This is a genomic window from Enterococcus sp. LJL90, from assembly GCF_056924355.1.
Window position 1 is genome coordinate 127,126 of sequence record NZ_JBXPBQ010000007.1, and the last position, 20,785, is coordinate 147,910.

General features: G+C 40.0%; 18 protein-coding genes and 1 other annotated feature. Of the genes, 3 read left to right on the forward strand and 15 right to left on the reverse strand.

Annotated features, from left to right (window positions below):
• Positions 1–41 precede the first annotated feature (41 nt).
• From argS to tsaB, 5 genes are all read right to left on the reverse strand, one after another.
• Entirely contained in the window at positions 42–1,733 is a 1,692-nt protein-coding gene (gene argS, locus AC1Z3S_RS14960) for an arginine--tRNA ligase (RefSeq protein WP_461741023.1), read from the reverse strand.
• Between the two features lie 75 nt (positions 1,734–1,808).
• Positions 1,809–2,005, reverse strand: a binding site (T-box leader).
• A gap of 61 nt (positions 2,006–2,066) precedes the next feature.
• Positions 2,067–3,083, reverse strand: coding sequence for a tRNA (adenosine(37)-N6)-threonylcarbamoyltransferase complex transferase subunit TsaD (gene tsaD, locus AC1Z3S_RS14965; RefSeq protein ID WP_461741024.1), 1,017 nt, complete (start codon positions 3,081–3,083; stop codon positions 2,067–2,069).
• Entirely contained in the window at positions 3,062–3,541 is a 480-nt protein-coding gene (gene rimI, locus AC1Z3S_RS14970) for a ribosomal protein S18-alanine N-acetyltransferase (protein ID WP_461736850.1), read from the reverse strand. The genes tsaD and rimI (AC1Z3S_RS14970) overlap by 22 nt, the downstream gene beginning before the upstream one ends.
• Positions 3,542–3,555: 14 nt before the next feature.
• Positions 3,556–4,095: a ribosomal protein S18-alanine N-acetyltransferase gene (gene rimI, locus AC1Z3S_RS14975; protein ID WP_461741025.1), complete on the reverse strand. Its 540-nt coding sequence runs from the start codon at positions 4,093–4,095 to the stop codon at positions 3,556–3,558.
• On the reverse strand, positions 4,079–4,795 hold the full coding sequence (gene tsaB, locus AC1Z3S_RS14980) for a tRNA (adenosine(37)-N6)-threonylcarbamoyltransferase complex dimerization subunit type 1 TsaB (RefSeq protein ID WP_461741026.1): 717 nt from the start codon (positions 4,793–4,795) through the stop codon (positions 4,079–4,081). The genes rimI (AC1Z3S_RS14975) and tsaB overlap by 17 nt, the downstream gene beginning before the upstream one ends.
• Positions 4,796–4,953: 158 nt before the next feature.
• Here tsaB and AC1Z3S_RS14985 point away from each other — a divergent pair, with 158 nt between their 5' ends.
• Positions 4,954–5,121, forward strand: coding sequence for a DUF3042 family protein (locus AC1Z3S_RS14985; protein ID WP_461736854.1), 168 nt, complete (start codon positions 4,954–4,956; stop codon positions 5,119–5,121).
• Between the two features lie 59 nt (positions 5,122–5,180).
• Here AC1Z3S_RS14985 and asnS read toward each other — a convergent pair whose 3' ends face one another.
• The 4 genes from asnS to AC1Z3S_RS15005 form a co-directional block, all read right to left on the reverse strand.
• The gene (gene asnS, locus AC1Z3S_RS14990; protein WP_461736855.1) at positions 5,181–6,479 is read right to left on the reverse strand and encodes an asparagine--tRNA ligase; all 1,299 of its coding nucleotides are present in this window, start codon (positions 6,477–6,479) and stop codon (positions 5,181–5,183) included.
• Between the two features lie 88 nt (positions 6,480–6,567).
• Entirely contained in the window at positions 6,568–7,752 is a 1,185-nt protein-coding gene (locus AC1Z3S_RS14995) for a pyridoxal phosphate-dependent aminotransferase (RefSeq protein ID WP_461741027.1), read from the reverse strand.
• Between the two features lie 32 nt (positions 7,753–7,784).
• Positions 7,785–8,288, reverse strand: a complete 504-nt coding sequence (locus AC1Z3S_RS15000) for a cell wall elongation regulator TseB-like domain-containing protein (protein ID WP_265459139.1) — start codon at positions 8,286–8,288, stop codon at positions 7,785–7,787.
• Between the two features lie 64 nt (positions 8,289–8,352).
• Entirely contained in the window at positions 8,353–11,148 is a 2,796-nt protein-coding gene (locus tag AC1Z3S_RS15005) for a helicase C-terminal domain-containing protein (protein WP_461741028.1), read from the reverse strand.
• A gap of 227 nt (positions 11,149–11,375) precedes the next feature.
• Between AC1Z3S_RS15005 and AC1Z3S_RS15010 the strand changes: the two genes are divergently transcribed.
• Positions 11,376–12,407, forward strand: a complete 1,032-nt coding sequence (locus AC1Z3S_RS15010) for a hypothetical protein (RefSeq protein WP_461741029.1) — start codon at positions 11,376–11,378, stop codon at positions 12,405–12,407.
• Positions 12,408–12,637: 230 nt separating this feature from the next.
• Here AC1Z3S_RS15010 and AC1Z3S_RS15015 read toward each other — a convergent pair whose 3' ends face one another.
• Positions 12,638–12,838, reverse strand: coding sequence for a cold-shock protein (locus AC1Z3S_RS15015; RefSeq protein WP_265459133.1), 201 nt, complete (start codon positions 12,836–12,838; stop codon positions 12,638–12,640).
• A gap of 246 nt (positions 12,839–13,084) precedes the next feature.
• The gene (locus AC1Z3S_RS15020; RefSeq protein ID WP_461741030.1) at positions 13,085–14,179 is read right to left on the reverse strand and encodes a baeRF6 domain-containing protein; all 1,095 of its coding nucleotides are present in this window, start codon (positions 14,177–14,179) and stop codon (positions 13,085–13,087) included.
• 734 nt (positions 14,180–14,913) lie between these two features.
• Between AC1Z3S_RS15020 and AC1Z3S_RS15025 the strand changes: the two genes are divergently transcribed.
• On the forward strand, positions 14,914–15,093 hold the full coding sequence (locus AC1Z3S_RS15025; protein ID WP_461736863.1) for a hypothetical protein: 180 nt from the start codon (positions 14,914–14,916) through the stop codon (positions 15,091–15,093).
• A gap of 103 nt (positions 15,094–15,196) precedes the next feature.
• Here the strand turns inward: AC1Z3S_RS15025 and AC1Z3S_RS15030 are convergent, their stop codons facing one another.
• The 4 genes from AC1Z3S_RS15030 to AC1Z3S_RS15045 all read right to left on the reverse strand — a co-directional run bounded on the left by AC1Z3S_RS15030 (position 15,197) and on the right by AC1Z3S_RS15045 (position 20,720).
• Positions 15,197–17,320, reverse strand: coding sequence for a heavy metal translocating P-type ATPase (locus AC1Z3S_RS15030; RefSeq protein ID WP_461741067.1), 2,124 nt, complete (start codon positions 17,318–17,320; stop codon positions 15,197–15,199).
• Between the two features lie 428 nt (positions 17,321–17,748).
• Positions 17,749–18,489 carry a 2-dehydro-3-deoxy-phosphogluconate aldolase gene (gene dagF, locus AC1Z3S_RS15035; protein ID WP_461741031.1) on the reverse strand — a complete coding sequence of 247 codons (741 nt, stop codon included), beginning with the start codon at positions 18,487–18,489 and terminating at the stop codon, positions 17,749–17,751.
• A 40-nt stretch (positions 18,490–18,529) separates the two neighbouring features.
• Entirely contained in the window at positions 18,530–19,624 is a 1,095-nt protein-coding gene (locus AC1Z3S_RS15040; protein WP_461741032.1) for a DgaE family pyridoxal phosphate-dependent ammonia lyase, read from the reverse strand.
• On the reverse strand, positions 19,599–20,720 hold the full coding sequence (locus AC1Z3S_RS15045) for an amidohydrolase/deacetylase family metallohydrolase (RefSeq protein WP_461741033.1): 1,122 nt from the start codon (positions 20,718–20,720) through the stop codon (positions 19,599–19,601). The genes AC1Z3S_RS15040 and AC1Z3S_RS15045 overlap by 26 nt, the downstream gene beginning before the upstream one ends.
• Between the last annotated feature and the right edge of the window lie 65 nt (positions 20,721–20,785).

The window sequence follows — 20,785 nt, forward strand, 5'->3', positions numbered from 1 at the left end:
AGGAGTTCGTATGTCAAAGGCATTAAGCTTTTAAGTTTGTCCTACATTTCCTGCGGTGCATGAACACCTAGCAAGCGTAAATCTTCTTTTAATAAGGTTGTCAGTGCATAAACTAGTGCTAGACGAGCTTCTTTTTCATTGTCATCGACTAAGATTTTAGTTTGGGCGTAGTATTTATTAAAGGCCTGCGCTAATTTAATCGCATGCTTAGCAATCACTGACGGTTCAAAATTGTTAGCCGCCTGTAAAACTGTTTCCGGATATTTTTGTAATAATTTTACGACTTCCCAGCTTTCAGGGTCAGCCAAAGTATATGACTTCTCGGCATCTGCGACAAAGTCAGCCTTCCGTAAAATGCTCATTGCCCGAGCATAGGTGTATTGCACGTAAGGACCGGTTTCCCCTTCAAAGCGGACAACCTCTTCTAAATTAAAATCAAAATTATTTAAGCGATCATTTTTCAAATCGTGGAAAACTACCGCTCCAACCCCAACTTGTTTGGCCACTTCATCCTTGTTGGCGAGGTCAGGATTTTTTTCGGTAATTTGTTCATTGGCAGATGCAATTGCTTCGTTTAAAACTTCTTCTAATAAAACAATTTTACCTTTACGGGTGGATAGTTTCTTACCACCTTGAGTAATTAAACCAAAGGGCACGTGAACCATCTCATCTGACCAATCAAAGCCTAGCTCTTTGAGAACGGCTTTTAATTGTTTAAAGTGATTGCTTTGTTCGTTTCCTACAATATACAACGATTTGGCAAAATCATAGGTCCGTTTACGATAAATAGCCGCCGCTAAATCTCGGGTAATATATAAAGTTGCCCCATCAGATTTACGGATTAAGGCTGGGTTTAAGTCATAGGCAGACAAATCAACAATTTCTGCCCCTTGATTTTCTTTTAATAGATGTTTTTCCTCTAACAGAGTAACAACTTCAGCCATTTTATCATTGTAGAAGGCTTCTCCGTTTAAAGAATCAAAAGAAATTTCCAACATATCGTAAATTTTATTGAATTCTTTTAGCGACTCTTCTCTGAACCATTGCCATAGACGCAACGCTTCTTCGTCGTTTTCTTCTAAGCGTTTAAACCAAGCCCGCGCTTCATCTTCCAAAGCTTTATCTGTTTCAGCTTCTTCGTGGAATTGTACATAAAGACGCAGCAACTCAGTAATCGGTGTCGCCCGCACTGCTTCTTCACTGCCCCATTTTTTATAAGCCACAATCAATTTACCAAATTGCGTGCCCCAGTCCCCCAAATGATTAATCCGAATCGGGTTGTAGCCGATTTTTTTCATGATTAAGGCAATCGAGTTGCCGATAACTGTTGAGCGCAAATGGCCCATTGAGATTGGTTTTGCAATATTGGGCGAAGACATGTCAATCGTGACATTGCCATTTTCCCCAATTGTGCTGTCGCCGAAATGTTCGCCAGCTTCAATCACGGCCTTCAACGTTTTTTCAGTGACTTGGCCTTTATCCATAAAGAAATTTAAATAAGGTCCCACGACTTCAATTTTTTCAAAGGCTTCCCCGTTAATCTGCTCTTTTAAGTCAGCCGCAATTTGCTGCGGCGCTTTGCGAAAAGCCTTGGCTAGAGCAAAGGCTGGAAAGGCCACATCGCCATGGTCAACTGACTTGGGTGTTTCCAATAATTTTTGGACTTCGGCTAATGACAAATGTTCTTTGACAACATCAAAGATGACCTTTGCCACGATTTCTTGATTGTTCATAAAATTTCTCCCCTTAACAAAATAAATAAGTAAATAAAAAACGCCTCTAAGACTGTCAGCCCTAAAACTGACAGAACTAGAGACGAGAATTTCCCGCGGTACCACTCTGATTGCCACAATTGCGGCCAACTTTATGCTGATAACGGTAGCTGCCGTCTGTAAACAGGATCTGACAAGGGCGTTTCACCATTACATTTTTGTTTAGCTCCCACCAAATCTAAACTCGCTGTGAAAATCTGTAATCGCTACTCTTTTGTCGTAACAGACATTTTTTAACTGCCAAAATTATAGCAGACTCCTGCGTAAATTTCTAGAAAAACCACAGGATTCAATTTAAAATGTCAAACTTGGCTTGGCATTCAAAGCCATATTGGCTAGATGCTGCTTTTTAAATTCAATATAACCGGCGGCACCAATCATAGCCGCATTATCACCGCATAAACGCAATGGCGGAATTAACAGTTCAATTTCCGGATAATTTTCAGCCATCATTTCAGTCATGCCTGCTCTTAAAGCTTGGTTGGCAGCAACACCGCCGGCAATAATTAATTGCTTAACAGGATAGCTAGCCAAGGCTTTTTTAGTTTTGCCGACTAAGACATCGACCACACTGGCTTGAAAGCTGGCTGCTAAATCTTCAGGAACTAACATTTCTTCCCGTTGTTGCGCATTATGAACTAAATTAATAAAAGCGCTCTTTAAACCGCTAAAACTAAAATCTAAATTATCTTCTTGTAGCATTGCCCGTGGAAAATGATAAGTATCTTTTCCTTGATGAGCCAATTCATCCAAAGCTTTTCCGCTGGGATAAGGCAGGTCTAAAATGCGGCCGACTTTATCATAGGCTTCACCAGCTGCATCATCACGAGTCTCGCCGATGATTTCATAAGAACCATCTTCAACCATATAAACTAATTCGGTATGCCCGCCGCTGACTAATAAAGCTAAAAGCGGGAACTTTAACGGCTGCACATATTTTGCCGCATAGATATGTCCTGCCATATGATTGACAGGAATTAACGGCAAATCATATGCCCAAGCAAAAGCTTTAGCCGCTGATACGCCAATTAACAAGGCTCCCACCAAACCGGGGCCATAAGTTACGGCGACTGCTGATAAATCTTGTGGTTCAATTTCTGCCTCCGCCAACGCATCATCAATGCACAAAGTAATCTGTTCCACATGATGACGACTGGCAACTTCTGGCACGACGCCGCCAAAACGACGATGACTTTTTATTTGCGATGCGACAATGTTGGCTAAAATTTTTTCGCCGTTTTCGACAACAGCGACGCTGGTTTCATCACAGCTGCTTTCAATCGCCAAAATTAAGCTCTTAACTTCTGACATTTTTCAATGCGCACCTTTCCTGACATCACAATTCCATCTTCCTGAGGGTTTTGATAATAGTGTTTCCGTTTGCCCACAGCAACAAATTTGTTTTTCTTATATAATTTCTGGGCGGCTTCATTGGAGGCCCGCACTTCTAAATAGACATGCTCGACGCCTTTACTGCCTACTTGATCCATCAGCTCACAAATTAAGCGATTGCCGACACCCTGATGCTTTTCTGCTTGATTGACGACCAGATTAGTAATCTCCGCTTCATCAACGACCCAATGATAACCAAGAAAACCTAAAATCAAATCGTCCTCCACAAAAATTACGTACTCACTGTGACCTAAACTTAAATCAGCTAGAAATTCATTTTCCTGCCACGGCGCTCCAAATTGATAGCTGGCTTCTGCCATTTGCCATAACTTAGGAGCTAATTTTTCTGCCGGCAGAAAATGTTTGTTGACTAACACTGCCAATCCCTCACTTAAAGATATTTCACCATGTCCAGTGCATCTTCAGCACTGTCATCATAGTAATTGTATTTAACTTTTCTTGATACAAACCCTTTGCGACGATACAACCGCTGAGCGCTGAGATTGCTAACTCTAACTTCCAAACTCATACTCTCACATTGCCACATTATAGCAAATTTTTCGACTTCGTCAATCAGCCATGAGCCCAAGCCGCTACTTTGCAAAGCTGGCTTGACTGCAACGTTAGTAATATGGCAATCACCGCTGGCCACCCGACAACCGACAAAGCCTAATAGCTGGCTGTCTAAAAATAAACCTAAATACAGTTTACTCTTGCTTTGGCGTAGCTCATGGATATAAGTCCCCCGTGTCCAGGGATGCTCATTAAAATAAACTTCCCCCTCCAAGGCAAAAACTTGATCCACATCTAAAACCTCAAGCTGACGAGCTAAATAAAGTTCCCCATGTATGGTTACCTGCTGCTGAGGGTAAGTAAGTGGCTCTCGTTTGGAAAAAAAGAGTTGAAGAAATTCTTTAAATTTTTTCAACATAACTTTCCCCGTTCTCATGATGGGTTTTCAACCAGTTTTCTTCGGCCTCTACCCGTTTCAAATAATCGGGTAAAAAGCCGTGGATATCTGTTACTGGCTCCCCCGCGGCTGCCAAGGCGGCAGCTACGGTTCCTCTTGGCAAATCCCATTCTGCAATGGGATTTATAGTCCACAAGGGATTGCCCTGAAGCATGTCTAAAAATTTTTCGGTATCGATTCCAACAAAATAAACCTCCTGCTCTGGTGGAATTTTTTCTAAAAGTTCCGCTAAAGCAATGTGTTGGTCAGCTAAAACTTCAATTAATTCTCCCTGCTGCCATTGATAGATTCCCGCATAGACATTTTCCCGACGAGCATCAAATAGCGGTACTAGCCAACCCTTCACATTGTGGCAGTTGGCGGCAATTATTTTTAAGCTGGAGATGCCAACTAATTCTTTTTTTAAGGTATAAGCTAACGTTTTGGCAATTGTGACACCAATTCTTAATCCTGTATATGAGCCAGGCCCTTGCGCCACACCAATCCGGTCAATCTCTGCGGGTTTCAAACCGACCGCAGCTGTCAATTCTTCAATTGCAGGCATTAAAGTCAGGCTGTGATTTTTTTTGACTGCTGTTTGAGTTTCTCCCAAAATTTTCCCGTCTTGAATCAGCCCAACTGCTAAGGGCTGATTGGCTGTATCAATCCCTAAAGTAATCATAAATGACCCCTTCTTCTTGTTATTCAGCTAATTGTAGCACATCTGCTTTTTTTAAAGAAGCTCTCAGAATTTTTTTCTCAAGAATTGCCTTTCACTAGTAATTTTTTAAGATTTCCTTCATAATAAAGAGGTCTAGAATAATTGAAAGGGTGATAACTATGAAAAAATTTGTAACTGGCGTTGTCCTTGGCAGCTTAACTACTGTTGCTGTCGCAGCTGGCTTTTTAGCTAGTGTGAAAAAAACAGTCATTGATCCAATCACTGAAAAAGAAGCGATGATTGAAGAAAATCGTCGGAAAGCCCGCCGTAAAAGTTCAGCTCGTTAATTTTTCTTAAAATAAAAAAGTGGAAACCCTCAAAGGTGAGAGTTTCCACTTTTTTTCTGTTATGGATAAATCCGATTTAATAAACGAGGGAACGGAATCGCTTCTCTGACATGTTCAATGCCGGCAATCCAAGTTACCGCCCGTTCTAAGCCTAAGCCGAAACCAGCATGAGGCACACTACCGTATCTTCTTAAATCTAAATACCATTGATATTCTTCTTCATCCAAACCATGAGCTTTAATTTGTTCTAACAAATATTCAAAGTCGGTTGCCCGCTCGGAGCCGCCGATTACCTCGCCATAGCCTTCTGGAGCAATCATATCCGCACAAATCACAACATCATCCCTTGTTGGGTGCGGCTTCATGTAAAACGGCTTAATTGCTTTTGGATAATTTAAAATAAAGACAGGTTGTTCAAAGGAGTTGGCGATAAATGTTTCATGAGGTGAGCCAAAATCATCTCCCCATTGGATATCTTCAAAGCCATTTTTCTGCAATAATTCAACGGCTTCATCGTAGCTGATTCGTGGGAATGGCAGCTGGGTATATTTTTTCAAGACTTCTTTGTCCCGTTCTAAAACATCTAAAGCATAATCACAGTTGTCCAATACACTTTGGACTAAAAAGGCGACGTATTGTTCTTGGACTTCTAAACTATCTTCTTGATGCATAAAGGCCATTTCTGGTTCAATCATCCAAAATTCAATCAGATGGCGACGCGTTTTAGATTTTTCTGCTCTAAAGGTTGGTCCAAATGAAAAAACTTTGCCAAAGGCCATAGCAGCTGCTTCCATATACAATTGGCCGCTTTGAGACAAATAGGCCTTTTGATCGAAATAATTAGTTTCAAACAAATCCGTCGTGCCCTCAGCTGCTGAACCAGTTAAGATTGGCGGATCAATTTTAGTAAAACCGTTGCTGTTGAAAAATTCGTAAGTCGCCCGAATTAATTCATTTCTAATTTGCATGATGGCATGCTGTCTTGATGAACGCAGCCATAAGTGGCGATGATCCATCAAAAAATCAGTGCCGTGTTCCTTCGGTGTAATTGGATAATCATGACTTTCGCCGACGACTTCAATAGCAGAAATCCCAATTTCATAGCCAAATTTTGAACGGGTATCTTCCCGCACTTCTCCAGTTAGTAAAATGGCAGTTTCTTGATTCAGATTTTTTGCCAGTTGGAAAACTTCTTCCGGCACTTCACTCTTCACAACAATTCCTTGGAAATAAGCTGTGCCATCCCGCAATTGCAAGAAAGCAATTTTCCCGCTGGAACGTTTATTGGCGACCCAGGCTCCGATTTGGACTGTTTCTCCTACGTGATCTTTTGAATCAATAATTGATATTTGTTTCACGATTGTCTCTCCTCTTCAAAGTCGAATGAATTCAACTTTTCAACTAGTCTACAATTATCCCGAATTGTTTTTAGCTAAAATTAAAAACTTACTTTTGTCGTTTACTTTCAATGAAGGCTGCCATTCGTTCAACAGCTTTTTTCAAGGTCTCTAAATCAGCTGCGTAACTCATTCGCACATTTTCCGGTGCGCCAAAGCCTTCGCCGGTTACTAAGGCAACATAGCCCTCCGCTAATAAATCATCAACCCATTTTGTGACATTATCATAGCCGCAGATTGCTAAAGTTTCCTTCACATTTGGAAAAAGATAAAAGGCGCCTTGAGGTTTTTCTAGTTTCACTCCAGGTAAAGCCGCCACCAATGGATAAATTTCATTTAAGCGGGCTTCAAAGGCCTCCCGCATCACTTCAACCGTTTCCTGTGGTCCAGTCAAAGCTTCTAAGGCAGCATACTGACTGATTGCGGTTGGATTACTGGTGGATTGCGATGCGATATCAATCATCGCCGCAATAATTTCTTGATTACCTACTGCATAACCAATGCGCCAGCCGGTCATCGCATATGTTTTTGAAACACCATTAATAATAATAGTTTGTTTGCGGATAGCTTCGCCTAAAGTGGCAATCGGTGTAAATTGATTGCCGTTATAAACTAAGCGGCCGTAAATATCATCTGCGATAATCAAGACATTATTTTCAACAGCCCATAATCCGATAGCTGTCAATTCTTCTTTCGTGTAAATCATTCCCGTTGGATTTGATGGTGAATTTAAAATCAGCGCTTTGGTTTCTTCAGTCTTAGCAGACTCCAGCTGTTCAACAGTCACTTTAAAACAATTTTCATGGAGGCCTTCAACAAAAACTGGTTTGCCGGCTGCCAATTTCACCTGCTCACCGTAGCTCACCCAATAAGGTGCTGGGATGATCACTTCATCGCCATCATTGAGGATGGCTTGAAAAAGAGCGTACAACGCAAACTTTGCGCCATCGGTTACGATAACTTCCTTTGTCTGATAATCCAAACCATAATAAGTTTTTACATGGTCAACGATTGCTTGGCGCAATTCTGGAATTCCCGCTGATGGTGTGTAATGCGTTTTCCCATCTTTAATTGCTTGAATCGCTGCTGCTTTAATATTTTCCGGTGTTTGAAAATCTGGCTCTCCCACAGTCAGACTCAATACATCCTTCCCTTCGGCTTTCAGCGCTTTAGCCTTAGCTGAAGCCGCAAAAGTCACGGATGGTTCTAATTGCTCCGCACGTTTTGATAACATAACTCATGTCCCCTTCAATTTTTTATTCGAAATTAAACGTCAGCGACAACACTGACTTCACTTCCCGTAGTAAAATCTAGCAGATAATAAGTTAACTGCTGTGAACTGTCGCGGGTAATAACCTCCCAAACGACTTGGTCTTGATACATGCCTAAATTGGCCTTTAAAATGGTTGGATTATTGTAATCCTGCTGGACAATCGACCGGATTTCCATCTCTGAGTAGCCGTCGCTTTGATTGACGACTTTCACGTTGCCGCCGTCTTGCGAAATAATGACGGCCACCGCTTGGCTATCCGCATCTTCTCCTAGCACGGTGAAATAACTTTCACCCCAAGTAAACCAGTAAAAGGTATCGACTGTACTGACATTGGCATAGGTTTGAGCGATGGCTGCCGCCTCCGCTTTTGCTTGACGCTGAGGTCTGGTTGCCCGAATGAAAAAAATCGCTCCTAAAACTAAAAATAAAATTAAGAGCAGAATCAGGCTAAAGACGATGCCGTTAATTTTTCGATCACGTTTAATTTTTGCTTCCAAAAGAAAACTCCTCAATGCTTAATTGTGTTTCATTATACCAGAAAAATTCTGGAGTTTTAGCGCTTTAGAAATTTTTACTCTTTTTTTCTAGAAAATCCTTGGTTGCACTTAATAAATCCGTCAAAGCCAACTCTTCAATTGGCAAGTCCTCCGGCAAAACTTTGATAATCCGTTTCCCGTAGCTGGCAGAAACCAAGCGGCGATCCAGCACAATCATCACGCCGTAATCTTTTTTAGAACGAATCAACCGCCCTAAGGCCTGCTTCAATTTTAAAGCGGTTTTCGGCAGCGATTCCTGATAAAAAGGATTAATCCCCTGACTCTCTAAATACTGATTGCGGGCCTTGGTCAAAGGCCGCCGTGGGTTATCAAAGGGCAGCCGAGTGACGATTAATAATTTCAAGGTGTCTCCCGGTAAATCAATGCCCTCCCAAAAACTATCTGCCCCTAAGAGAATTCCAGAATCAGATAAAAAGAAACGCTTCAATAATTTTTCCCGGGTGCCGTTAATATTTTGGGCAAATAATTCCCGCCCCTTATCTAATAAGCGCCCTTGAATTCGGAAATAGACCTGTTGCAAGACCTCATGGGAGGTAAACAAGACTAAAATCCGTTCCTGCTGATTGTCGGCAATTTCCAATAACGTTTCAGCTAGAAAATTAATAAAATCAACCTGTTCAATTTGATTGGCAAAAACAGCTTCCTTAGGCACAAACAAGCGGGCCTGTTGACTGTAATCATAAGGACTTTTAATAATTTTAACTTTCGCATCGTTTAAGCCCCAGCGCTTGGGAAAGTATTGACGATCACTACCGACGCGAATTGTTCCGCCAATATAAAGAATTTTTTGATAGCGTTCGTACCATTTGGTTTCTTTTAAAACCGCCGCTTGATAATCATAGAGCATTAAACTCAAACTATTATTTTTTTCACGAATCAGCCAGTGGACATAACGCCCTTGCCAATTTTCCGTCCAAAGGGTAAAAAAATCAGTCTGCTGTTTAATCCGCTGAAAAAAATTAGCAAGTGTGCTAAAAAGTTTCCGTTGATAGAGAGTCCAATTTTCAAGATTGTCCTGCAAAATGGTTTCTAAACGCTGCTGCAAAAGCAAAATATCTTGATAAAGGGCCTTTAGCGACTTCAACTTACTAAAGCCAAAATCAGACAGCAACTCAAAATCCTCTTCGGTTATGACCTCTTCAACCGCAAAGCGCTGCTGCGGCCGTTTAATGAGGCGCAGCAATTCCTTAGCAAAATCCTGCTGTTCCTCCAACAAATCTTCAACACTTTGACGATATAACTGAAAAGCATCCCGATCGGCCTCAGTAAAGCTTTGACTTTTGGCAATCAGCTTTTGCAGCTCATCAAAAAATTGGCCTTCTGCTAGTTGATGATGGGCTTTTTTCTGAAAAGCGCCCAGCGATAACCGTTGCTGACTGGCCTTTTCTAAATCATCACCTAAATGATGGGCCTCATCGATTAAGAGATAGGAACTTTTTGGTAGTTGGAAATAATTTCTTAAAGACTCATAGGACAAATAAGCATGATTGACAATTAAAAAATTACTTTGGGCCATTTTGCGATGCAGATGCAAAAGAAAATCCTCTTGATACAGCTCTTGGCTTTCGGCTAAATAATTGAGTCCTTGATGGGCCACGTCTTCCCAGAAAGCATGATTTAAATTGGTCATCTGTAGCTCTTCAAAGTCCCCAGTCTCCGTTTCCGTCAGCCAAACCAACACCGCCATCTGATAAAGGGCATATTGCTTTTGCGAAACCGGATATGCCAAAGTTGCCTGAAAACTTTGCAGATTTAAAAAATGGCGGGGACTTTTTACCAAAGTGCCCTGAATTTCTTGTGGCAAAACTTGATTCAGCAAAGGAATATCCTTATCCAAAATCTGTTGTTGCAAGACAATGGAAGCCGTACTGATAATTGCTGGATTTTCCGGCGTTGCCAGAAAACTCAATGGCAATAAATAGCCAATCGTCTTGCCCATACCTAGAGCGGCTTCCACCAATAAATTTTTCTCGCTGTCTTTATCTGTGAAATGACGATAGACCTGATTCATCAAAACGCCTTGATCTTTGCGCAATTCTAAATCCTGATTAAATAATTTTCGTTTTGCGGCATTGGATTTAGGATACTCCTGCTGGCCAAAAAGATTATAGGAAAATAAATTCACCGTCTTTTTCCGCAGAGCAATGCCGTCAACAATTTCCAAATTTTCTGCTAACTCAGGTTTCTGCTTTGCTACATCAGCTGCTAACTCACTAATATATTGACTAGTCTCCATCCCAGTCAATGAGCTTAATTCGGAAATTTTTTGCAAAGTGACAACCGGTAGCGAACGAATTTTTTCAGTAATCTTTAACAATAATTGGGCGGTCACCTCCGCATCACTGTCAGCTTGATGGGGATTTTCATGGACCAAGCCGAGAGAGTCGGATAAATCCTTTAGTCGAAAGCTTGCTTCGGTCGGTAAAAAAATCTGCGCCAGCTCCACGGTATCGATGCCGGGAATTGCCAATTCCGGCACACCGCAGCGGACTAATTCCGCATTTAAAAAGTTATAATCAAAATAAATATTGTGGGCGACAAAAGTAGTATCCACCAACAAGTTATAAATTGTTAAGGCAACATCTTCAAAATAAGGCGCTTTTTGCACCTGGCTATTTGTAATGCCAGTCAAACTTTGGATTTGCTTGGAAATTTTTTGGTCAGGATTAATATCCGTGGCAAAACGGGAGACAATTTTCCCATCTTCAACTAAGACACAGCCAAATTGAATGATGCGATCTGTTTTGTGATCTGTGCCGGTTGTTTCAATATCCACAACCGCATATGTTTTTGACTTCATCAGAAACCTCCCTAGTTATCCTCAAAAATTATACTATAAAAATCAAAAATTGTAAGAGGGAGACGACTAGAGTTTTTTCTTAGTTAAGTTACGCAACTCATCACTTTAAGACTTTTTATTTTAGTTTATTGTGCAAACGTTTACTTCTAAATGATATAATTATTACAGAACTATTTATCAACACTAAAAAAAGTTAAATGGTAAATTTTAACAAAGGAGGAACTGTCATGAAAAAGATTTTGGGGAAGAAAAGTTTTTGGTTGGGTCTGATTGTCTTTTTAGCTTTACTCACTGGCTGTAATGCTGAAGAAGCTTTTTTGACGATAGAAAAAGCTTCCATCACAACGAGTGAAGCCGGTACTGCCACGATTAGCGGGGAAACTAATCCTGACAGCACTGTAAAAATTGATGGGAAAACAATTGAGACAGAAGACGGAAGTTTCAACCATGAAATTAGTTTAACAAGTTTAACTGATAAAAATGTTGTCGTGACCATCGACTTTAACGGTGATGAAATAAAAAAAGAGGTGCTGATTCGCCCTTCTTCGACCTTCATTGAGACTACTGAACGAGCCGATGCCGAAACAGTGCTTGCCTTAGCGGAGAAAAATCCGAATCAAAAAAATTACGATCAAGCCTTTACTTTAATTGCGAGTCTTAGTAAAGAATACTCAGATATTAGTGAGCGACTTGCGATTATTGAAGAGCACTTACCAATACTTACAGCGATTGAAGCAGCTGAAGCAGAGCCGAACAGAACAAATCTGTCCGTTGCTCAAGAAAAACTTGAATTGGCGACCCTCAACAAAACAGCCCTTGCAGATCGTGTATCTAGCATCGAACAAACCGTAGTCTTAAAAGAAGAAACCGAAAGAAAAGTCAACGAAGCCATCGCTGCTGTTGAAAAGGCTGAGCAGTCTTTATCCGACGAGGATTATCAACAAGCCGTAACCTTATTGGCTGCTTTACCAACAACTAACGCAGATTTATCAACTCGAGTCGAACAAGTCAATCAGTCGATTGCGAATAAAAAGGCTGAAGAGCAAAGATTAGCTGAAGAAGCTGTTGCCGCCGCCGAAGCTGCAGCGGCTGCAGAGGAAAATGCAAATGCCCAAACGCCTACTGCTCAAATGGTAATGGTGACACCCACTGGTAAAAAATATCATACCCATAAGTGTGGAAATGGCAATTATTCAGAGGCAACCTTAGATGAGGCTTTAGCCCGTGGTCTGACTCCGTGCGCAAAGTGCTATCCATAAAATAAATTCTTTTAGAAGCTATTTACCAAATTTATTTAACTGAAAATCTGTTGGCTAGTACTTGTTAGCATTATCGCTAATTGGTACTGGCCTCTTTACTTGTCCTCCAAGATAAATAATTTGGTCTGGAACAGAAAAATAAGTTACAAATTTTATTTCTTTAAATAAAATTTCCCGCACAAAAAAACCGGCGATAAAAAAAATCTCGCCGGTTGAAAGGTTTACTTGAATTAAGCTTTAGTAACGTTAGCTGCTTGAGGTCCACGTTGTCCTTCTTCGATGTCGAAGTTAACAGTTTGGCCTTCTTCTAAAGTTTTGAAGCCATCAGTTTGGATAGCTGAAAAGTGAACGAATACGTCGCTACCGTTTTCTGCTGTAATAAATCCAAACCCTTTATCTGCGTTAAACCATTTTACTGTACCTGTTTCCATGAAAAAAATTCCTCCTAAAAGATGTTTTTGCAATTCCATGCTGAGTCAATATAGGAGATGTTTTAAAGGAAACAAACTACCATAATTACCTAACACAAACTACGACTTAAATTGTAACACAGCTACCCTGCAAAGGCTAGGCAAAATCTAAAGGCTTACAGAAATTATGTGGAAAGTCTCATTTAATTAACTTTCTTAAAAATTACAGTTCAGAAATAATAAAAAACAAACTTTTCCTTAAAAAAATTAATAACGGAGGATTGCTACCAGACTCTTTTCATCCGGTGCATCCTGTTGGTCTAAAATGAAAACTTCGCCGCCACCGCTGATTGTGTTGTAAGCAATATCATTTAAAACTTGACGCCGATCATATTCAGTATCGGGATCTTCGCCAAAGCCATCAATCAAATTACTGGTAGAAATAAATAGATGGGAAATTTTCCCTTGAGTCGAGGCTTGGTCGATGTCCACCAATTGATCAATAAATTTCCGGTCTAATAGTTTATTGTAGGCTGCAACTTCTTTTTCTTTTAAAGCAGCCGTAATTTTTTCTGTTTCAACAGCCAAGTCTTTCGTATTTACCTGCACTGGTGAGCCAGTAATAGCCACAGAGGGGTCATAAAAACTCAACTTGCTGATTTTTTTAAACATCGCTTGATTTTCTGGTAAGCCATACACAAATAACGGCGTTTTATCGTCAACCAAAAAGCCCTTCAAGAAATCATCCACCGCTTGGTAATAATTTACCCAATCAATTTCAACTTCTTCATCCTTTGTTGAAACCCCATGGAAGACGCCTGATGCAGTGCTGTAATTAATACTGCCACCCGTCAATTCATCACCTAAAGCTGTGACTACATCAACTGGCGCACCTGTTGGCAGAGCTACTTCAGAGATAACTTTATTGTTAACATCATACAGTTTCATCGTGTCACGGGTTAAAGCTAATAATTTGTAATTATAATTAAACTGAGCATTTTTGATAATCGCCAATAAGTAAGCCCGGTCGCCTACATAATATTGGTCGTCGACTCTGATTGATAAGCGATAGACAAAATCTTCTGTTTCAGTTAAAACGACAGCAACACTTGTAGTGGCACTACGCCAAAAAGAGCTGTCAGCAAGAATTTTATCAATCTTATCTTGGAAGATACCCCAATCTTTTTCAGGGTATTTCTTCAAGAATTTCTTTTTTGCATCTTTTGCAAAATTTTTAAACTTCAATTGATCCTTCTCTACATCTTGATGAGACACATGGGTGTTTAACATGATGGTCACAAAAGGACCCGCCACTGCACCAGAAGTCAATTGAGCCAGTAATTCTTTTCCAACTTTTGTCATAAACAAAAACCTCCTCATGAATATTCTCTTACAACCTCAATTTTAGCACAGTCTCGGAAATCCTTAAAACGTTTTGGTTGTTATTTTGGAGGAAATTCTCAAATCCATAAAATCGTTTTCATTTTTTTCTAATAAAAAATTTAGGAAAACAAAACTATTCATTAATGTTTCCTAAGCTGTTCTATTGTATAGTTATGTTAACCAATTATCCCGAATTGGTTTTTCATACTTACTCCTACAAGAGTAAATAACAACCTTCATTTCCACCACACTCCCATGTGGTGGTTTTTTTGTATTTTCTTTTCCAAGATTTCCTTTTGACAAGAAACTCGCTGAAATTGATACAGCTTTTTTTAACTGGTAAATTTGGTACTTGTCTAAAAATCAGTTTGGTCTGAGTCTAGTAGCGAAAAAAATCATAATCAATCTCAAATTGTGAGACTCCATTTATTGAAAATAATGCTGAGCTGTTTTCACTGGTTCTACTGATTGCCAAACCTTAAATTTTAGCCTCTGAAGAATTTCACGGCAACTTTTTTTAGAATAAAAAAGTCCACGATGAATTAAGAATTTGATTTTTATCTTAAAAAAGCTTGTTACATCAACCATTATCCGATGTTGCTCTTTTTCTTTTTTAATCTATTCAAAAAAATATTAATTTCTAACTTTTTTGAAAATTGGGCAGATTGAGTCTTTTAAGCTTAGGCCTTAAACTAATAATTGAGGTGAGCCCTATGGAAGAAGTTCAAGAATTTCAAACTGATGAAGAAGCTGTCTTTTTGCTTCGCTTACAAAATTTAGTCGTACATTTTTCTGATGAAGAGTATTGTTGCTATAAGTTTTTAACCTTTGATGAAGCTGAAGAATATTTTTTTAAAACTGTTGCGAAAATCCGTTTGAAACACCCTGAATAATTTCGTGGGCTTACAACGTGCTTAACCATTCTCTTTCCTTGCCTAAACAAAAAAAGCTGGAGACTACCCTCTCAAGAGTTAGCCGCAGCTTTTTTTGCTTTTTTTATAATTTTAACAACAAGGCATTGATAGCTACAACGACGGTGCTTAAGGACATAATAATTGCCCCTACCGCTGGACTAAGTAAGAATCCAATTGGTGCCAAAATACCAGCAGCTAAAGGAATCGCTACAATATTATAGCCGGCACCCCACCAAAGGTTTTGCACCATTTTCCGATGGGTATTCTTTGATAAATCCAAAAGCCGTAAAATATCATCCGGATTACTAGCAGTCAAAACCACATCAGCGGAATCAATCGCTACATCAGTTCCGGCACCAATCGCGACCCCGATAGTTGCTCTAGTTAAGCTCGGCGCATCGTTGATACCATCCCCTACCATCATCACTTTTTTACCTTCTTTGACATAGTCAGCGACAATTTTTTCTTTGTCATTTGGCAGCAGTTCACTGTGGTAAACATCAATCCCTAAATAAGTTGCCACAGCAGCTGCCGCTTTTTGATTATCACCAGTCAACATCACTGGCGTAATATTTTTTGCTTTTAGTTGTTGAATGAAGTTTTTAGCAGTCGGTTTAATCGTATCGCCTAAAGCAATCGCTGCAATCAATTGATCATCAATTAACAGAAAGCTTAAAGTATTGCCTTGATTCAAATAACTTGTCAAAGCTGTTTCATCAACACTTAAAGCTCGTTTTGCTAATTCTTTTTGATTCACAATAGCGGCATTTTTATTATTGATGACCCCTTTTAGCCCGACACCTGCTATAACTTGAGCTGTCCCACCGCTATAAACATCAATATTTTGACTTTTAATGTAAGCCATAATCCCTTCTGCTAGCGGATGGTTCGATTGCGCTTCTAAGCCACCAACATACTTCAATACTTCTTCTTTTGAATAATTTTCAGCAAAAATTTCGACTCCTGTTACCGAAAAATTGCCTTCGGTTAAAGTGCCGGTTTTATCTAATAAAACCATATCAATTGAACTGGCTTGTTCTAAGGCATTCCGATTTTTAATTAGCAAACCATTTTTAGCGGCAATTGACGTCGAACGGGCAATGACTAAAGGAATCGCTAAGCCAAGAGCATGGGGACAAGCGATAATAAAGGTCGTCACCATTCGTTCTAATGCTGTACTAAAATCACTGACAATCCACCAAATAATCAAGGCTAAAATACCGGCAGCCAGCGCAACATAAAACAACCATTTTGCGACTTTATCTGAAATACTTTCCAAGCGGGATTTTTCGCTTTGGGCTTTTTTGACCATTTCCATTACCTGCGACAGATAACTATCTTGGCCGATTCCTGCAACTTTCATTTGGAAAACGCCATTGCCGTTGACAGAACCACCGATTACCTTAGAGCCAACTTTCTTTTCGACGGCTAATGATTCACCAGTTAAAGCCGATTCATTAATGCTGGTGGAGCCAGAGGTAATTTCTCCGTCAGCCGGCACTTTGTCGCCAGCACTAACTAATAAAATATCGCCATTGTGGACAGCCGTTAACGGAACTTCTTCAGTTTGACCATTACTCAGTAATCGTTTTACCGAATTTGGCAACAGCTCAGCTAATTTTTGCAAGGCATTGCCGGCATTGCTGACGGCACTCATTTCAATCCAATGGCCTAACAGCATGATGACAATTAAGGTTGCCAACTCCCAGAAAAAGTCCATATACATTTGACCCGTCAGCAATTCAACAACAAAAGCATACATGCTATAAAAATAAGCAACAGAAATCCCCATAGCAATCAAGGTCATCATGCCGGGACTTTTCATTTGCAATTCCATTTTGGCGCCACTTAAAAACGGTTGGCCGCCATAGAAAAATAAAATAGTGGCTAAAATCATGACAACCCAATTGGAACCAGGAAAAGTAAATTGAAACGGCAGTGTTACTCCCATCATTGGAGACAAAATAAGAATAGGAATGGCAATAATCAGAGAGAGCCAAAACTTTTGTTTAAAATTTCCCATGTGCATCGAATGATCCATGCCCCCCATATCATCCATCGCCATTTCCCCATGATGCATATGGTTCATTTTATGACCGGAATGATCCATTGCCTTCATATCGTGATGATGAGCACTGTGATTCATTTCTGAATTTTCTTTTGCTGCAGAGATGCCAGCATTTTTTTCTGTTGAGTCTTGATGCATGTGATGATGCATGGACATGCTAGTATCTTCATGATTATCTTTAGACAGCTCACTGGAATGATAATCGTGATTCATTCCCTGCATGTTTTGCATGTCTTTTTGCATTTCGACATCAAGATTATTTTTAGAATTATTTTTCTGCAGCTGAGTATCAGTTTGAGATTGCTCAGTGCTGGACATTTTTTTCGCTTCATCCACTTTATTCATCATTTTTCCTCTTTTCGTTTACAAATGTAATCTTTACATTTTTTAGTGTACCGAAGCAGATTTTTTCTGTCAAATAAAAGCCACTGAGAAACTGCTAAAATTTTTTACAACGCAAAAACACCTTCATGACTAAGGGTCTTTTAGCCTGTCATAAAGGTGTTTAGCTATTATTTTTTACAACAAAATTTATAAGAGTTATAAAACTTAATTCTGTGAAAAATTTACTGCAATGTTTTTTTCATCATTGCTAATAAAGCTTTGACATCTTCTGGCTTGGTGTCGCCAGTTTCTTTGTCAATAATCGAACTATAAACATGCGGGATAATCTTTTTGACACCGGCATCTACGGCAATTTGAACAATTTCGGCAAAGTTTTCCAAATCAATTCCGCCAGTTGGCTCTAAATAAAAATCATAGGCCGCACAAGCTTCAGCAACCGCAATGTATTCTTCTTTGTGGGCCAAGCCCTTCATCGGAAAATATTTTACCGAGCTGCCTCCCATATCCTTCAATAATTTGATTGCTGTTTCAATGGGAACAATCCCCTCTGGAGCTGCCGAACTTAAAGGGCCTGTTGCAATATTGACAAAGCCAACTTTACCTGTTGGCGAAACCAAGCCGTTGACGATAGTTTCCTCTTGGTTTAAGAGCGCTCGAGAAGTGCCGACACCAGTAAAAACTTGATTGACGTGTTGAGGCTGCAAAACAGCAGAAATTCTTGAAACCATTTGGCTTTGATTAGGATCACCGGCGCCTAAGCCGACCGACAAAGCGTTATTTGTAGCAGCTTGATATTTTTTCATATCTTCAATGGCCAATTCATCACTAGCATAATTTTTCGAGAGCACACCTAAAACTACGTGGCCTTCCGCTGCTTCATAACAAGCCTGGGCATTTTCAACTGAGTTAGCTAAAACATTTAAGCACAAACGATTTTCTAAATAATTGGGTTGTAATGACATTTTTTTCGTTCCTTTCAAGGATAAACTTTTTAAAGCTTTATTAAGCCATAATTTCCTGCAGACGCTGAATTATTTTCTTCATTTCAAGGGCATTAACGGAGCGAATATCAAATTCGATAATACCGTTATTGGCCTGATACTCCCGGGTATAAATCGCCGGACTTTGACTTTTTAATTCGCTGATTACTTCTTTAGCGTTCTTTGGTCCAGTTATTTTTACACTCGCCCGATAAATTTCTCGGCCAGCGCTGTCCTGCACACTTTTTGCGTCGATATTTTGAATCTGATTTAATTCGTCAACAAAAGGCGTTAAACGCGCCTGCATTGAAGTACCATCTTCAGAACCGACTGTCAAATAATCCTCAACCGCTTGAGTAAAGCCTAAAATATTATCTTTACCGATTTTCATCGCCCGGCCAATTCCTTTACCCTGCAGGCGGACCCATTCAATCAATTGCTTTTCACCGATGACTAAACCAGCACTCGGCCCTTCGATTGCTTTGGCGCCTGAGTAGATAACTAAATCAGCCCCTGCTTCGCTGTATTTAAACAAATCTTCCTCAGCAGCAGCGTCAACAATCAATGGCAGTTGATGTCTCTTGGCAACTTCTGCAGCTTCAGCAACTGTCAGCATACTTTTTTGAACCGTATGATGGCTTTTAATATATAAAATGGCCGCAGTATTCTCTGTAATCATCATTTCCAGATGTTCTGGCGTACACATATTAGCATAACCGGCTTCAATAACTTGACCGCCGCCTTGGGCAACCATCACTTCAACTGGTGTACCGTAATCAACATTGTGGCCTTTGGGTAAAATGATTTCTCTTTTCGTAATTTTTTCTGTATAAGGATGATAAACATGGTACAAACTACCTTGACCAATCACAGCAGCGACACTTTGGGCAATGCCCGCAGAAGCGGAGGAAACAATTTGAGCATCTGCCACTTTTAACAAGTTGGCTAAGTAAGCACCGGTTTTTTCACTGAGGTCGGCCATTTCAAAAAAATGTTCACCGCCAAATTTCTGAGCTGCTAACACATTTTCAGAAACTTTTGAGACGCCGAGGATTGTCATCCGCCCGGAGGCATTGATTACTTCCTTTAAATTAAATTTTTGATAACTCGTTGTCATACACCAGACCTCCTATTACTGTCTTGACCGGCACGATTTGTTCATTGGCTATTTCTTGATTGCCATTAGAATCAATTAATTCTTTCTCAGCTTCGACAAATTTAAAAATCGTAAAATCAGCATCCAAACCTTCAGCGATAGCGCCTTTACTGTTCAAATTAAAATTTTTAGCCGGGGCAACGGTAACCTTTTCTAAAATTTCTGGCCAGCTATAGCCGACTACTCGCAATTTTTCCATTGTCGTCGCCAGATTAAAGACCGGCCCTTTTTTACGATTGCGAATATAGATATCCGTACTAATCGACGTCGCCTTCAACCCTTCTTGAAAGGCTTCTTTGGCCACCGTGAAATTAAAGCTATCTGTCCCGTGACCGATATCAAAAATAATTCCCCGCTTAAAGGTCTCCCAAGCAAAAGCTTTAATTTTACCTGTTTGCCAGTCATAAATCCCATTTGCTTTTCCGTTAAAGCAATGGGTCACTACATCGCCTTGGTCCAATAAAGCAAAAATCTCATCTAATTTCGGCGGCGCTGAACCAATATGAACCATCAATGGCAGAGGAGCATGGCTTTTTTGAATTTTTTTAGCCATCTGCAAAGGGGTCAAGCCATTATCACCAATTACGGTTTTACTCATACGAGCCTTAATCCCAACAATAAATTCCGGATAATTTCCCAGCGCTTCGTCGATTAAAGCTCCTTGGACTTTACTTAAATCAGCCAATTCATCTTGTTCGACAATGCCCCATTTGGATATATTTAACAAGGCTAAAACATTTGTTTTGCTGCGCTTGGCAAGCTCCGCAAAATCACCGATATTTTCTGCTCCGGTTGTACCGGCATCAATTACCGTCGTCACACCTTGAGTCACACCGATTTCATCGGGATAATCATAGTAGAGCTGCATTTTTTCATAGCAGTGAACATGGTCATCTATCCAGCCGGCAGAAATATATTCATTTTCTGACAGATGCAGTTCTTGAAGCGCCGGCTCTGTAATTTCTTTGGCAACAGTTGTAATTTTTCCTGCTTGAACACCAATTTCAACTATTTCTCCCTGAATATTCCGCGCATTTTTTATAATTAAATCTAGCAAGGGTCACTTACTCCTTTCAGCTTTCCCAGAAAATAAAATTCTATAACATTATAATCTTTCAACGC

Coding starts and splice junctions, on each gene's coding strand:
- dagF (WP_461741031.1), bottom strand. CDS start 18,489: ATGTCATTACAACCCAATTATTTAGAAAATCGTTTGTGCTTAAATGTT.
- AC1Z3S_RS14995 (WP_461741027.1), bottom strand. CDS start 7,752: ATGTTATCAAAACGTGCGGAGCAATTAGAACCATCCGTGACTTTTGCG.
- argS (WP_461741023.1), bottom strand. CDS start 1,733: ATGAACAATCAAGAAATCGTGGCAAAGGTCATCTTTGATGTTGTCAAA.
- AC1Z3S_RS14985 (WP_461736854.1), top strand. CDS start 4,954: ATGAAAAAATTTGTAACTGGCGTTGTCCTTGGCAGCTTAACTACTGTT.
- tsaD (WP_461741024.1), bottom strand. CDS start 3,083: ATGTCAGAAGTTAAGAGCTTAATTTTGGCGATTGAAAGCAGCTGTGAT.
- AC1Z3S_RS15010 (WP_461741029.1), top strand. CDS start 11,376: ATGAAAAAGATTTTGGGGAAGAAAAGTTTTTGGTTGGGTCTGATTGTC.
- AC1Z3S_RS15015 (WP_265459133.1), bottom strand. CDS start 12,838: ATGGAAACAGGTACAGTAAAATGGTTTAACGCAGATAAAGGGTTTGGA.
- AC1Z3S_RS15005 (WP_461741028.1), bottom strand. CDS start 11,148: ATGAAGTCAAAAACATATGCGGTTGTGGATATTGAAACAACCGGCACA.
- AC1Z3S_RS15040 (WP_461741032.1), bottom strand. CDS start 19,624: ATGACAACGAGTTATCAAAAATTTAATTTAAAGGAAGTAATCAATGCC.
- tsaB (WP_461741026.1), bottom strand. CDS start 4,795: ATGATTACTTTAGGGATTGATACAGCCAATCAGCCCTTAGCAGTTGGG.
- AC1Z3S_RS15025 (WP_461736863.1), top strand. CDS start 14,914: ATGGAAGAAGTTCAAGAATTTCAAACTGATGAAGAAGCTGTCTTTTTG.
- AC1Z3S_RS15030 (WP_461741067.1), bottom strand. CDS start 17,320: ATGCATCAAGACTCAACAGAAAAAAATGCTGGCATCTCTGCAGCAAAA.
- AC1Z3S_RS15020 (WP_461741030.1), bottom strand. CDS start 14,179: ATGACAAAAGTTGGAAAAGAATTACTGGCTCAATTGACTTCTGGTGCA.
- rimI (WP_461741025.1), bottom strand. CDS start 4,095: ATGTTGAAAAAATTTAAAGAATTTCTTCAACTCTTTTTTTCCAAACGA.